The 14,448-nt window shown below is 66.5% G+C and carries 6 protein-coding genes; 5 read left to right on the top strand and 1 reads right to left on the bottom strand.

The window, feature by feature from the left end:
- Positions 1-4: 4 nt before the first annotated feature.
- Positions 5-595, bottom strand: coding sequence for an NUDIX domain-containing protein (locus tag NOW55_RS09290; RefSeq protein WP_256399819.1), 591 nt, complete (start codon positions 593-595; stop codon positions 5-7).
- Positions 596-1,041: 446 nt separating this feature from the next.
- Here NOW55_RS09290 and NOW55_RS09285 point away from each other — a divergent pair, with 446 nt between their 5' ends.
- The 5 genes from NOW55_RS09285 (at position 1,042) to NOW55_RS09265 (ending at position 14,446) form a co-directional block, all read left to right on the top strand.
- A complete protein-coding gene (locus NOW55_RS09285; protein ID WP_256399818.1) occupies positions 1,042-2,241 on the top strand; it encodes a CaiB/BaiF CoA transferase family protein in 1,200 nt (399 codons plus the stop codon).
- 105 nt (positions 2,242-2,346) lie between these two features.
- Positions 2,347-3,060 carry a TIGR00266 family protein gene (locus tag NOW55_RS09280; protein WP_256399817.1) on the top strand — a complete coding sequence of 238 codons (714 nt, stop codon included), beginning with the start codon at positions 2,347-2,349 and terminating at the stop codon, positions 3,058-3,060.
- A 425-nt stretch (positions 3,061-3,485) separates the two neighbouring features.
- On the top strand, positions 3,486-7,181 hold the full coding sequence (locus NOW55_RS09275) for a PKD domain-containing protein (RefSeq protein ID WP_256399816.1): 3,696 nt from the start codon (positions 3,486-3,488) through the stop codon (positions 7,179-7,181).
- A gap of 108 nt (positions 7,182-7,289) precedes the next feature.
- Positions 7,290-10,610, top strand: a complete 3,321-nt coding sequence (locus tag NOW55_RS09270) for a hypothetical protein (RefSeq protein WP_256399815.1) — start codon at positions 7,290-7,292, stop codon at positions 10,608-10,610.
- Positions 10,611-10,615: 5 nt separating this feature from the next.
- A complete protein-coding gene (locus NOW55_RS09265) occupies positions 10,616-14,446 on the top strand; it encodes a DUF6603 domain-containing protein (protein ID WP_256399814.1) in 3,831 nt (1,276 codons plus the stop codon).
- The last annotated feature ends 2 nt before the right edge of the window (positions 14,447-14,448 follow it).

The raw sequence follows: 14,448 nt of genomic DNA, 5'->3' as shown, positions 1-14,448 counted from the left end.
GGTGCTACCGCGGCGGCGACGACGGCGGTCTACACGCTTCGAGTGCGTCCGTCGCCTCCGCGACCAGCCACTCCAGACTCTCGCCGAAGCGCTGGACGTGGGTGAACTTCAGCTCGTGCGCCGAGGCCGCCAGCTCGTCGGGCGTGAAGAAACGGGCATCGGTCGCGTCGGAGGCCGCCTGGACGGTGCCGGTCGTGTCTGACCGGTGGACGGCGTAGTCGATGCCGACCATGTACTGCTCGTCGGCGGGCTCGCCCGCCTCGTCGAAGAAGTAGACGAGCTCCGCCGGGTCGACCGCGAGGCCCGTCTCCTCTTCGAGTTCCCGGGCGACGCCCTCCCGCGGCGTCTCCCCGAGCTCGATGCGGCCGGAGGGGAGCTTCCACTCGCCGGGCGACCGGAAGTCCTCGACCAGCAGGACGCTGTCGCCGTCGATGACCGCCACGCTCCCACCCGGCGTCGGGTTGTAGAACACGTAGTCGTCGCACGACTCGCAGCGGTAGATCATCGGTGTGTCCGCAGCGTCGCTCACCATCGGCGAGTCGACGGGGTCGACGGGGGCTCCGCAGTAGGGACAGTGCTCGGGTGGCTGGTTCATCGCTAGCATGGGACAGGCGTGGCGGATATGTAGTTCCACCGTCGAATCGTTCGTGAGGGATTCGGCCGTTATCGGGTCGTGGCGCGTCGAAATTCGGCTGAAACACGGGGACAGACGACAGCCAGAAAGCCCCGACGTGCTCGTCGGCTGCGACTGGCGAGACGCCTTCGTCGTCTCGCTGCCCGCCGCTCGCACGCTCGCAGAGAACTCGCTGCGGTCCTCGTCCCTGCGGTCCTTGCGTCGTCCCGCCAGCCGCGCGCCAGCCGGCTGGTCGGACGCCATCGCCGGCCGAGAGTTTACGATATCTGTAAACTTCCGGCGGTGACGACCCCGCAGCCCGGTCCATGTCCGTCGTAGCGCCACCTCGCTGGTCGGGCGGGGTCGTCACCCGATGCCGACCTCCTGTGTACGAAGCTTTTTGCGCGTTCCCCTCGCGCATTGGTAGCATGAATCCCGACGGTCAGATACTCGACGGCATCACCGTGGTCGACCTCACGACGTTCGTCACGGGCGGGTTCGCGTCGCTGATGCTCGCCAACCAGGGCGCGGAGGTCATCAAGGTCGAACGGCCCGGCGTCGGCGACGACAACCGCCACTCTGGGCCACCGTTCATCGACGGCGAGTCGCCGTACTTCTGGACCATCAACTACGACAAGCGCAGCGTCGAACTGAACCTCAAGCGCGAGGAGGGGCTCGCCGCGCTGTACGACATCGTCGCCGAGGCGGACGTGTTCGTCCAGAACTACCGGCCTGGGACGGCGGCGAAGCTGCACGTCGACGAGGAGTCCATCCGCGAGGTGAACGACGACGTGGTGTACTGCGCCATCTCGGCGTTCGGCCAGACCGGGCCGTGGAGCCAGCGGCCGGGCTACGACCTGCTCGTGCAGGGGATGAGCGGCATCATGAGCGTCACCGGCGAGGCCGACGGCCGACCCGTGAAGGTGGGGCTGCCACAGACCGACCTCATCACCGCGATGTGGGCCGCGTTCGGCATCGTGACCGCGCTGTACCGGCGCGAGGTGACCGGTGAAGGGGAGTACATCGACCTCGCGATGCTCGACGCGACGCTGCCCTGGCTGACGAAGCAGGCGGGGAAGGTGTTCGCGGGCGAGCAGCCGAAGCGCATGGGCACCAAGGACCCGGTGCTCGCGCCGTACCAGACGTTCGAGACGGCCGACGGTCACCTCAACGTCGCCTGCCTGAACCAGAAGCTCTGGCGCGGGCTCTGTGACGCCATCGGTCGACCCGAACTCGCCGAGGACGAGCGGTTCGAGACGAACGCCGACCGCGTCGAGCACATGGACGAGCTGGAGGTCGAGCTCGCCCCCTCGTTCGCCGAGCGGACCACCGACGAGTGGATGGACCTGCTGGTCGAGGACGCCGGCATCCCCGCCGGGCCGGTGAACGAACCGGAGGACGCGCTCTACAACGAGCAGACCGAAGCCCGGGGCGTGATGACCGAGCTCTCGGACGGCGAGCGGACCGTGCCGGTCATCGAACACCCCCTGAACTACGGCCACGCGGAGAGCGGCTTCGACCACCTCCCGCCGAGACTCGGCGAGCACACCCGCGAGGTGCTCCGGGAGGTCGGCTACGACGACGACCGACTGGACGAGCTCGCCGCTTCGGGCGCGTTCGGCGACTGAGAGTAGGACACGTCGCGGCCACAGTTCCGTCCCAGAGAGTAAAAACAACGGCCATTATGATTGGTATGAAAACATATTAGGCGGATGCAACCAGACGACGGTTGTATGGAGTTCGACATCCGGAAGCGACCCAGCAACGCGATCCTGCAGGTCACGATGGAGCGGGGGGAGTCGATCAGGGCGAAGACCGGCGCGATGGTCAGCCGGAGCGACACGATGGACACCGAGGCCAACGTCGGCGGCGACGGCGGCCTCGGCGGCATGGTCAAGAGCGCCGTCAGCAGCAGCAAGGACCTCGTCACGAACGAGTTCACGGCCCGCGAGTCCGGCGCGAACGTCGTGCTCGCGCCCGACCACCCGGGGGACATCGTCGCGTTCGACCTCGGCGAGACCGGGCGTATCAAGTCCCAGTCCGGCTCCACGCTCGCCTGGGGGCCGAACGTGAACAAGTCCTCGGCGATGAACGAGGCGGGGAACCTGTTCTCCTCGGGCCAGCTGAAGGTGCTCGCGCTCGACGGCACCGGCATGGCGTTCCTCTCGGCGTACGGCTCGGTGTACGAGGTCGACGTCTCGCCGGGCGACCCGGCCATCGTCGACGAGGACCACCTCGTCGCCTGGACCGACGGCCTGAACCTCGACCGCCAGAAGGACGGCGGCATCAAGTCCACGATGCTCGGCGGCGAGGGCTACGTATCGAAGTTCTCCGGCGACGGCCGCGTCTGGCTCCAGACGCGCGACCCCATCGTCTTCCAGAGCATGGGCGGCGGCGGCGAGGAGGGCGGCGACGACGGCGGCCCGAGCGTCTCCGACTTCATCTGAGGTCACCGCCGCCACCGACGACCGAGCCACGACCGACCGCGTCCTTTCACACGCCACCTGTCCGGGTAGAGACCTGTTTCTCTCGGTAGGAGGCTCCTGCAACCAGCGCTCGAAATCGACAGACAGCGGCACCCTGTCGCGCCGCCACGGGTGGCACGACGTATTTAGCGTCCGGTTATATGACCCTCACAGTACTCCCTAGAGGAAATGAGCACGAGTGGCACAGACGCTCCGGAGAACCGGTTCAAACTCCCGAAACCGGAGTTATTGGGGGTTCCAGCTGTGGGGTGGACGGCGGAACGACTCCCGCGACCGACAGACGCTGCCGCCGCTGGCGGTCTGCCCGAACGAGACGCACTCCGTGACGGACGCCGGCGACCCCTCGGTGCCCGTTCCCCGGGGCGGCCCGTCCCGAGGGTGTCGGGATGAGCGACTGTTCGTCCTGTCCGTCCTGGGCACTCGTCGCCGGGCTCGTCGCGGCCGTCGTCATTGGAGGTGGCGTGCTGGCACAGCCGGTCTTTGCGGGGGACGGCGGTCTCGGTGGGCTGGGGAACAGCTTCGGCGGGACCGACACCGCCACGACCCGCACGCCGGATGCCGCCTGCGAGATCTCACAGCAGTACCCCGAACCGGGCGAGCCGATGAGCATCTACGCGTTCGACTCCCGGAACGCCGACAGCTACCGGTACGACCTCGACGGCGACGGCACGCCGGACACCCCGTTCACCGACGACGCGTTCTACACGACGAACTACTCCGAAGGGACCTACCAGCCGGTCGTCTACGCGTACAACGCCTCGGACGAGACGAGCGACACGGCAGCCTGCCCCGAGTTCACCGTCGCACCGAACACGCCGCCGACGCCGCAGCTGACCTACGACCCGTCGAACCCGACCGTCGGCGGCACCGTCCAGTTCGACGCGACCGCCTCGGCGGACGACGACGGCGAGATCTACTACCTCCGATGGGACTTCGGTGCCGACGGCAGCTACGAGGTGAACGAGTCGGTCGAGCTCGGCATCGACGGCCGCGAGAACCGCACCTACACCACCGAGGGCCCGAAGGCAGTGCGGATAACCGTCACGGACAACGACGGCGACAGCGCGAGCACGACGGTCGAGTTCACGGTCGACCCGGAGAGCGCAGGACCGGAGGCGTCGTTCACCGTCTCGCCCCAGCCCGCGGTCGCCGGCGAACCGGCACGGCTCGACGCCTCCGCCTCCAGCGACCCCGATGGGACCATCGCCGAGTACCGCTGGGACTTCGACGGCGACGGCAGCATCGACGAGACGACGACGTACGCCGTGGTCGATCACCCCTACGCCTACGACTCGACCGGACCCGGCTACGCGGTGACTCAGCTCACGGTCGTCGACGACGACGGGCTGACGGGCTCGACGTCACGCGACGTGAGCATCGTCGAGTCGGCGCCGGTCGCCGAGTGCACCGTCTCGCCGTCTGCCATCGAGCCCGGCGGCTCGGTCACCATCGACGCCTCGGCGTCCGCGAACGCCGCCGAGTACCAGTACGACACCGGCGGCGGCTTCGGCGACTACACGACCCAGAGCCAGCGCACCGTCGACTACGTCGAGGAGGGCAGCTACGACGTCCGGGTCCGCGTCTGGGGGAGGAGCGCGGAGCGGAGCGACACCGCCGACTGCGGCACCGTCACCGTCGCCACCGACAACGTCCCCCCGAACGCCGCGTTCACGTACTCGCCCGCGGGCCCGGGCGTCGGCGAGACGGTGACGTTCGACGCCTCGAACTCCACGGACCCCGACGGCAGTATCGGGTCCTACCGCTGGGACTGGGACGCAGACGGCACCATAGACAGCACCACGGCGACCCCCACGACGACCCACACGTTCCCCAGCGACGGCGCCTACGCCGTCCGGCTGGTCGTCGTCGACGACGACGGTGCGACGGCACGCGCGTTCGGCGCGGTCGACGTGAACCGCGAGCCCGGTCCCGTCGCGCGGTGTTCGGTCTCCGCACGCGAGGTGGTCGTCGGTGAGCCGGTTTCCATCTCGGCCGCGCGCTCCGAGCGAGCCGACGACTACCAGTTCGACACCGGCAGTGGGAGCTTCGGCGACTACGTCACCGAGCCGACGACGACGACCACCTACCCCGAACCCGGCACGTACTCGCCCCGCGTCCGGGTGCTCGCGTACCCGAGCGAGCGGTCGTCGGTCGTCGACTGCCCGCCGGTCGACGTGACCACGGAGAACACACCGCCGACGGCCGCGTTCGCACCCTCGTCGTTCGTCGTCGCCGCCGGCGACACGGTCAGCTTCGACGCCTCGAACGCGACCGACCCCGACGGTCAGGTCGTCGAGTACCGCTGGGACTTCGACGGCGACGGCACCACCGACGCGGTGACCGCCGGGCCGACGACCGACCACACCTACGACGACACGGCGAACGCCTCGCCGATGCTCGAGGTCGTCGACGACGACGGCGCGACCGACAGCGTCGCCCTGCCGCTCGACCCCGCGGTTGGGCCGGGCGACGAGCCCGGCGGCGGCAACGACGAGGGGTTCCTCGTCCCGCCGTGGTGGGTCATCCCGGGTGCCGGCGTCGGTGCCGGCGGCGGCTACCTGCTCTGTCGCACCCGGTCGACGCCCGCACCGTCCGGCGGCACCACCGGCGGCTCGCCCGACGGCGACATCGACATCCCCGCACACATCCCCGGACGCGGCTCCGGAACGAAAGGCGGCATCGACGACTACGCGACGGGAACGTTCGAGACGCCGCCCGGCGGCGGCACCGTCGCGGTGACCGACCTCGACTTCGAGCCCGACCTCGTGCTCTTCACCGCGACGAACAACGTCGGCCGCACCGGCGACGACACCGTCCGGACCGACGGCTGGACCTACGGCACGCTCTCGCGGGCCGACGACGGCACGCTGACACAGAACGCCGTCAGCGTCGCCAACGACGCCAGACGAACCGGCAGTGCGGTCGGCTCCGGTCGCGACGGACTCGTCCTCGACCTGCTCGTCCACGACGACGGCAGCGCCGGCGCGCTCGCCGGCAGGGTCACGAAGACGACCAGCGGCGGGTTCGAGATGTCCTTCGACGGCTCGTCGCTCCCCGAGGACAGCCGCGACGACAGCGTCACGGTCATGTTCCGGGCGTTCCGGACCGACGGCGACGCGACCGTCGAGACGGGGCACTTCCTCACCCCGGCGACCGCCGGCGTCCAGTCCGTCTCGCTCGGCCTCGACGCGAGCTTCGTCTCGCTCACGTCGGTCAACGCGGTCCACGGCATCGATACCGCCTCCGCGACCGACGGGGCCATCGGCGTCTCCCACGGCGAGGCCGTGAAGACGCCCAACGACGCGGTCCAGCAGCACGTCGCCAACAGCACGCTCGTCCCCGAGACGGTCGTGCGGAACGCCTACGGCGGCTACCAGGACCGCGCGCTCCACCTCATGCACGGCCGCGGCGAAGAGTTCGGCACACACACCACCGGCCGCGTCACCGAGCTCGGCGAGACGATGGAGCTCACCTACGACGAGGTGACCGACACCGGGCAGGGCGGCCACCTCGTCACCTACGTCGCCGTCGAGGCCGCCGACCACCGCACGCCCGCGATCGGCCAGTTCCGCGTCCCCGCGCCCGACGCCGACTACCCGACCCGCGTCGACGTGGGCTTCGACCCCGCGATGGTCGAGTTCACCACCTGCAACCTCGACGCGCTCGGCACCGACCAGGTCGTCGCCGACCACGCCTTCGGCTTCGGCTGGTCCCACGGCGTCGCCATGCCCGCCGCCGACGGCAGCGTCAGCCACCACCTGCTCCACGGCTCGCTCGCCGCCGACGACGTGTTCGGGCGCGTGCTTCCACCCGTTGCCGAGGGTGCCGAGGGCCAGGGCGCGGCCACCGACGGCGGCGTCGAACTCGGCTCGCGGACCGAGGGCCAGCCATCGGCGGCTCGGGTCCTCGCCCTCGGCGACGACGGCACCGTGACCGGCCGCGACGACGTCGTGGTGTCGGGCGTCACGAACACCGGCTTCGAGGTCGAGACCCGCAGCGTCAGTACCGGACGGCGGAACACCGACAGCGAGGTCAGGCCGGTCGTGTTCTACCGGGCCTGGCCGAAACGAGGTGAGCTATGAATATGACGACTCACGACACGATACCGCGACGACACCCCACGAACGGTGGACCTGCTGACTGCCCCGAATCCGTCTCTAACGCATGCGACAACACGAATGAGGGACACGATGAGTGAGCGCACGGGGTTCGAGAAGGCATACGAGGCGGCCGACGTGTCTGCGACCCCCCGGCCGAACGTCTCGATCCTGACACCAGCGGACTATCAACAGAAACAAGGTATCTCAGTGCCCGACATGGGCCCGAAAATCGTCCTTCCCGACGGAGGGACGGAGGAGATGAAGACGGGTGAGCCAGTCGGACTCGGCCTCGAACTGACGTACCCGGACGATGTCGAGAAATCGGTGAAGGACAAGTGGTTCGTCAGATGGGCGTTCTTCCACAACCCGACGACGGACGGGGAGTCGTTCCAAAATAACGTGTCGCGCTATGGGGGACCCGGCCTCCAGGGGAATCTCAAGAACGTCGTCTCGGTGGTCGAATCACACGAGGGGAGCGACTACAGGAGTCGTTCGGAGACGACGCAGTTCTACATGACGAACCGGACACCGGGACACTCGAAACAGGAGTGGCTCGACAAGAACAACCCGTCGTACGACTTCATCAGCCACTACTGGCACGAAGACGACTGCAGGAAGAACGAGCAACACGAGACGTTCGTCGTCATCGCACAGGTCGTCCTCTACTCACACCGGGCCGACAGCCCGGCCCAGATTCGTGTCGGGTGGGACGTCACCGACGTCGAGATACGGAACGAACAGTACGACCAGCAACACGACTTCGGGACCGATCTGGATACCGGGAAAGCGGTGCGAGAAGCGAAGATCTACAGACGGCGATTCGGTGAGAGCCTCAAACGCTACTACGATTTCGCGTACCGGGCTGACGACGCCGACCAGCTCCAGAAAGAGATAGCAGCCATCAAGCGACAGAACTTCGAACAGTCCAGAGAGGACGACCTGATAAGCGAGAAGCGGTCCGAGTTCGAGACGCAGCTGCTGGAGCGAAAACGCAAGATAGGACTCTGGACACTGATCTCGAACATCCTTCGCGAGACCGACTCGAAACGGGAGGAAACACTCGAGCGGCTCGGTATCAACCCGACGCAGTGGCTGGCCGGCTTCAACAAGCAGACCTACTCACAGGAGTATTACGAGACGTTCATCGAGGACAACCCCCAGGCGACAGTCCCGGAGCTGCTCGGACTGAAACAGGTCGGGAGCAACCGAGTCGTGTACCAGGGTCTCGACAAGACGAGTCAGAACATCAAAGACACCGGACTGGAGTTCATCACGTTCGGACGAAAGGTCTACGCCTATCGCGCGGACCTCGAACACAGCGCGCTCTACATTATCCAGCTGATGAAGGGTGCAGACACACCCGACGGAGACCCCGAGTTCCTCGACAACGCGTTCATGTTCGCGCTCAAGAAGATGGACTACGAGCAACAGCTCTCGTTCCTCGGTACCCTGCTGGACGGATTTACCCAGTGCGAGTCCGGGAAACGGTTCCTCGGAGAGATTTTCGCACACCGGAACGAACCGGGGATGTTCGACCCGCGAAACGTGTTCGACCCCCCCAAGGTGACCGAGAAGGAGAAGAACGAGTGGACCCGGGGCGGGCCGATTATCTGCGTCCGCGAAGACCGCTACAGCGAGTTCTACGACCCCCAGACCGGGCGACTGGCGGCTCTCGATTCGAACGCGACCGGGAAACAGAAAGGAAATGCGAAGGCGATGCTGGAGAACCACCACAAGCTCACGAAGGCCCTCGCGTCGGGTGCGTCCACGTACGTCAAGATGGCGGCGGAGGAGGAGCTTCGGGATTCGGTCGAGACCGCACGCGGTGTCATGCAGGAGTACCACCTCAAGTTCTTCGCGACGAACTACGACAGCAGTCAGTTGCGGGACCTCGGGCTCGACAACCAGGCATTCTACGACTTCGTGACTGGAGCGCAGGACGAGAACCCCGTCGATTCGAGCGATTTCTGGGCCGCTGCGGAGACGTCCGCGAAGTGGTACAAGGTTGGTTCGAAGGGCGCTCTGCACGGACTCACGGTCTGGAAGGGACTCGATAGTATTCCGAGCTCGCTCTATCCGCTCAAGTCCGGTATCGTGGTGACGAACATGTTTCTGGTCGCGATCGGGATCTCCGACGCGACCACGGACAACGACCTGGAATTCCAGGAATTCCTCTCGGTATCGGTCAGTTTCTCGTATCTCGTAGTCGACTCGATCGAGCACCTCGGCAAACACTGGAAGTTCAGTTTCGCACAGCAACTGGTGAAGGAGATCGGGCCCGAACTGATGGAGAAGCTCTCGTTCTGGTTGACCGTCGGCGCAGCACTCGTCGACGTTTACAAGTCCGTCAGCCGGTTCATGCTGAGCGACATCGACGCGGCCGTGTTCGGCGGGCTCATCGCAGTCCTCGACATCGGTGCGGTCTGGATCGCCGGGAGCTCCGCGGTCACGGGCGGTGTCGCGGCCATCGTCGTCGTTGCTGCCATCGGTCTCTCGTTCGTTTTGGGGATGATTCGCGGCTGGGTCGTCGACCCCGAAATTGCAGTACTCATCGGGAAGACGGTGTTCGGCACGAGCGAGGACCTCGACTACGACGACCCCGGGCAGTTACAGTTCCGGTTCGTCGACGACGATGGTCCCAACTACGCACGTCAGATAGCAATCCTCTCGAATCAGGTCCGAGGGCTCCACACGGAGAGTGCGTTGTACGAGCCGAAACTGGACAGCAACATGAAGCTGTGGCATAAGCTCCACCTGACGTTCAAACCGGGGCGAGACCTCGACGGTGAACTGTGGGTCCGACCGCTGTTCTACAACTCGGACACCGGAGAGTCCAGATACGGGCCACTCCAGCACAAGATCGACCTCGACGACAGCGACGAGAACCGCACCGACCAGTCGTGGGATACGCGCTGTCCGTACCTTCCGCCCGACCTCAGGTCGAACCCGACGAACGACGAACTCCGCTACTACTACGCGAGGGCGTACGGAGACATCGCCGACGCCGAGTTCGTCGGCTCGTCGGACGAGATCGGGTCTATCAACCTCACCAGCAGTCGGATTATGCAAGGCTTGCCGACGGGCGAACTGGAGCGGATCGACTCCGTCGATGTGACGAAGCACTCGGGTGAAGACTGGCAGACGACGGTCACGCTCACGTCGTCGATCCTCACCCCACTGATGGGAATCGAACCCCTCTACGTCACTGGGTCTCCGGAACTCAACCCCTTCTGGAACTACTCGCTGGAGACGTATCTCGAGTTCATCTACCTTCCCACGGGCGTCGAGGACAAGGACTCCGTCGAGGGACTGCTCCCCGACGCCAGACCGTCCGTCGATGCCGACGCTCGCAAGTTGCTCGGGACGCCGGGTGTCTCACTGGAACTGGTCCCGCTCGGGAGGAAGAACTGATCGACATGGCATCCAATAAACCCACCAAACAGGACTCTTCGGAACCGGGGACGATGCAGATAGTCGTCCGCGAGCTGCTCCGCTTCCTCGAACCGGTTACCCATGCGTTCGAAAACGGGCCAGACGGCGTGGTCATGCTCGTCGAGCAGTGTGGCATCGGGCAGTACCTCTTCGAAGAGGAGTTCGACAAGATCGCAGACACCGTCTCGAACGACATTCTCGGGCCGGTCACCGTGGTGCAGAACGTCGTCGAGGCCGGCATTCCGGAAGACCCCACCACCGTCGTCAACGACATCGAATCACTCATCGACGCGGTCGTGCAGGCTGTCGAGGGCATCAAACAGCTCTCGGACCTGGAGTTCCAGCACGAGAACCTCGACGAAGTCGGGGACAACGTGCTCGATTTTCTGCTCATCCGCTATCTCTACGTGTACTATCCCGACGTTCACAGCGCGTTCTCGATGGCTGGTATCGTCAGCGGAAGCCCGCCGAACGCGCCGGGAGAGGTCGACCTCTCGGTCGTCTCGGACGCCCTGAAAGACCCGAATGGGGCGATCGTGGCTGCGCTCGGCTGGGGCTCGGAGACCGATGGGTTCGAACCGTTCGTCCTGCTTCACTTCTTCGCCGAACTGCTCGACTCCAACGGGGTCTCGTCGTCGTTTGTCGGGACGAGCGCGACGGCACTGGAGGGGATGACCACCCCGGAGTCCGGAACCGAGTCGGCGATCGAGGTCAGCGAGGAACAGGAGCGAACACAGGTGCATCCCGCGTTCCCGACGGGGCCGCTGGGGAAAGATCTCGGGCTTCTCGTCGACAACGCGCCGATGCAGTCACTACAGATCCCGTTGCTCCGGTTGCCGGGCCAGAACGGTGCACTCGGAATCAGGATGGTCCCGCTCCCGACGTACGATGACGGTGACACGACGCGTCTTCCCGGCCTCGGTATCCAGCCGTACGGGGTTGCGAGCTGGGACGACAGCGGAACCTTCGGGGCAAGCGACTGGAGCTACGACCTGTCCGTCTCCGCGTCGACGGGTCAAGATTCGTCTAGCTGGGCCCTCTCACTGCAACCGACGACGGAGACGGCACTGGACCCGAAACTCGTCTCACCGGACAACGGCGTCATCGACGGAAGTATCGCCGGCGATGCGACGGTTACGGCACCGACGGGCGGCTCCGGCGACGAAGCAGGAATGGTCCTGTTCGGCGACAACGACGGGACGAACCTGGAACTCACATCGCTGTCTGCCGGGGTCGGAGTCTCCTACGGCGACGAATTCGAGATACACACAGAGTTACCGGCAACTGGGCGCCTGGTCATCAAACCGAGCGGTGGGTTCCTCGAATCGGTGCTGCCAGCGGAGATCACGTCCGAGTTCGAGGTGACGGTCGGGTGGTCCAGCCAGAAAGGTCTCTACTTCGAGGGTGGGGCAACGCTCGAGGTGCCGCTGACCATCCACGAGCAACTCGGGCCGCTCACCATCGAGGAGATATTCATCTCGCTCGCCGCTGACACCGAGACTGGCGAGATAACCGTCCAGGCAGCCGCCTCGGCCTCGGTCGAACTCGGCCCGCTCGTCGGCACGGTCACGCGCATCGGCCTCGAGACCGACCTCTCGTTCCCCGAGAACAAGGACGGGAACATGGGCGTGCTCGACCTCGAACTCGGCTTCAAGCCGCCGGAAGGCGTCGGGCTGGACATCGAGGCTGGCCCCGTCACGGGCGGCGGCTACCTCGCGTTCGACCCGGAGAACGAGCGGTACGCGGGGACCGGCCAGCTCACCGTCCCGAGCGGGCTGAGCATCTCCGTCGTGGGGCTCATCACGACCGAACTCCCCGACGGCTCGGACGGCTTCTCGATGATGCTCATCGTGGCCGGGGAGTTCGACGCGGTCCAGCTCGGCTTCGGCTTCACGCTGAACGGGGTCGGCGGGCTGCTCGGCATCAACCGGAAGTTCCGCAAACAGCCGCTGCAGGACGTGGTCAGGCAGGGCAACCTCGACAGCGTGCTGTTCCCGGAGGACGTCGTCGAGAACGCCCAGCGCATCATCTCCGACGTGCGCGAGATCTTCCCGCCGACGCGCGGGAGCCACGTGTTCGGGCCGATGCTGAAGATCGGCTGGGGGACGCCGACCATCATCGCGGCCTCGGTCGGCGTCGTGCTGGAGATCCCGAGCTTCCGCATCGCCATCCTCGGGAACATCGAGATGGCGCTGCCGAACCTGGAGGTCGAGCGCCCCGAGGGGATGCCGGAGGAGGTGCCGTTCCCGCCGATCCAGGTGAACCTGGACGTGGTCGGCATCATCGACATCCCGGGGAAGTCGCTCTCGCTCGACGCGTCGCTGTACGACTCGCGCATCATGCAGTGGACGATGTCGGGCGACATGGCGCTGCGGTCGTCGTGGGGCGAGCAGTCGCGGTTCCTGCTCTCCATCGGCGGCTTCAACCCGCGGTACACGCCGCCGGACGGCTTCCCGAAGCTCGACCGCGTGGCGGTGAGTCTGGACGTGCCCGGCGGCCAGCCCGTCATCGACTTCACGGGCTACCTGGCGGTCACGTCGAACACGTTCCAGGTGGGCGCGCAGGTCAACGCCGAGCTCGAGGTCGGCCCGCTGTACGTCTACGGCGGGCTCGGCTTCGACGCGCTGTTCCGGTTCAACCCGTTCTCGTTCGTCTTCGACTTCTTCGCCCAGTTCGGGGTGGAGTTCAAGTGGTTCGAGCTGTCCGTCGGCGTCGACGGCACCATCTCCGGGCCGTCGCCGTTCCACATCCGCGGCACGGTCAACGTCTCCGTCGGGCCGTTCGACGTCTCGGCGAAGATCGACCTCACGCTCGGCACGGACGCGAAGACGAAGCAGCTCCCGGCGGCGGAGGTGCTGCCCGAGCTGGTCGCCGCGCTGAACGAGCCGAAGAACTGGGACGCACAGCTCCCCGGCGACGGGAACGGCGTGGCGACGCTCCGCAGCGCCAAGAGCGCCGAGGTCCGCGAGCAGGCGAAGCAGTCGGCGGCGGGGAAGGCGGACGAGGCACCGTCGCCGGTCATCGCGCACCCGCTGGGGACGCTGACAGTGCGTCAGACCGTCGTCCCGTTCAACTACGCCATCGAGAAGTTCGGCGAGGCGCGGCCGACGACGTACGACGAGTTCCGCATCGCGGGCGTGACCGTCGGCGGCGTCGCCGACCACGACCGCGAGGCCGTCGCGGACGAGTTCGCACCCGCCGCCTTCCGGAAGATGGACGACGCGGAGAAGCTCGACACCCCGGACTTCGTCGACCTCGAGGCCGGGACGACCGCAGGCGATGTCGGCCTCGTCGTCGGCGGCGAGGCGACCCCCGCCGACGCGACCGGAGCCGCGTTCACCTACGAGGAGACGGTGTACGACGAGAAGCACGACAACCGTGGGACGCCGCTGGTCGACATCAAGGCCGACGAGGTCGGCGTCGGCCACACGTCGTTCACCGCTCACGAGCTCTCGAAGGGCAAGCGCGGCGTCCAGCCCGCGGACGAGGGGCTGTTCGGCGTGGACGACGGCGACGACGACGGCGGGCTGTTCGGCGTCGGCGGCGAGGACTTCGTCGTCGTCGAGGTGGACACGCTCACGCCGGTTGTCGCCGACTTCGAGCAGTACGGCGACGACGACGCGAGCGACGACAGCTCCGCGGGCTTCGTCTCCATCGCCGACAGCGCCGTGGCCGAGGACGTCAGGCCGGGGCTCCACGTCGGCACCTCGAAGGGACGCGCACAGGTCGAACTGAAGCGGTACGCGAACGAGTCCGGCGTGGACGAGCGCGACCTCCAGGTCGTGCCCGCCAACAGCCTGGAGGACGACGAATGAGA

Origin of the sequence: Haloarchaeobius litoreus, from assembly GCF_024495425.1 — an archaeon.
Classification (GTDB): Archaea; Halobacteriota; Halobacteria; order Halobacteriales; family Natrialbaceae; genus Haloarchaeobius; species Haloarchaeobius litoreus.
This window is presented reverse-complemented; position numbering and strand designations above follow the sequence as displayed.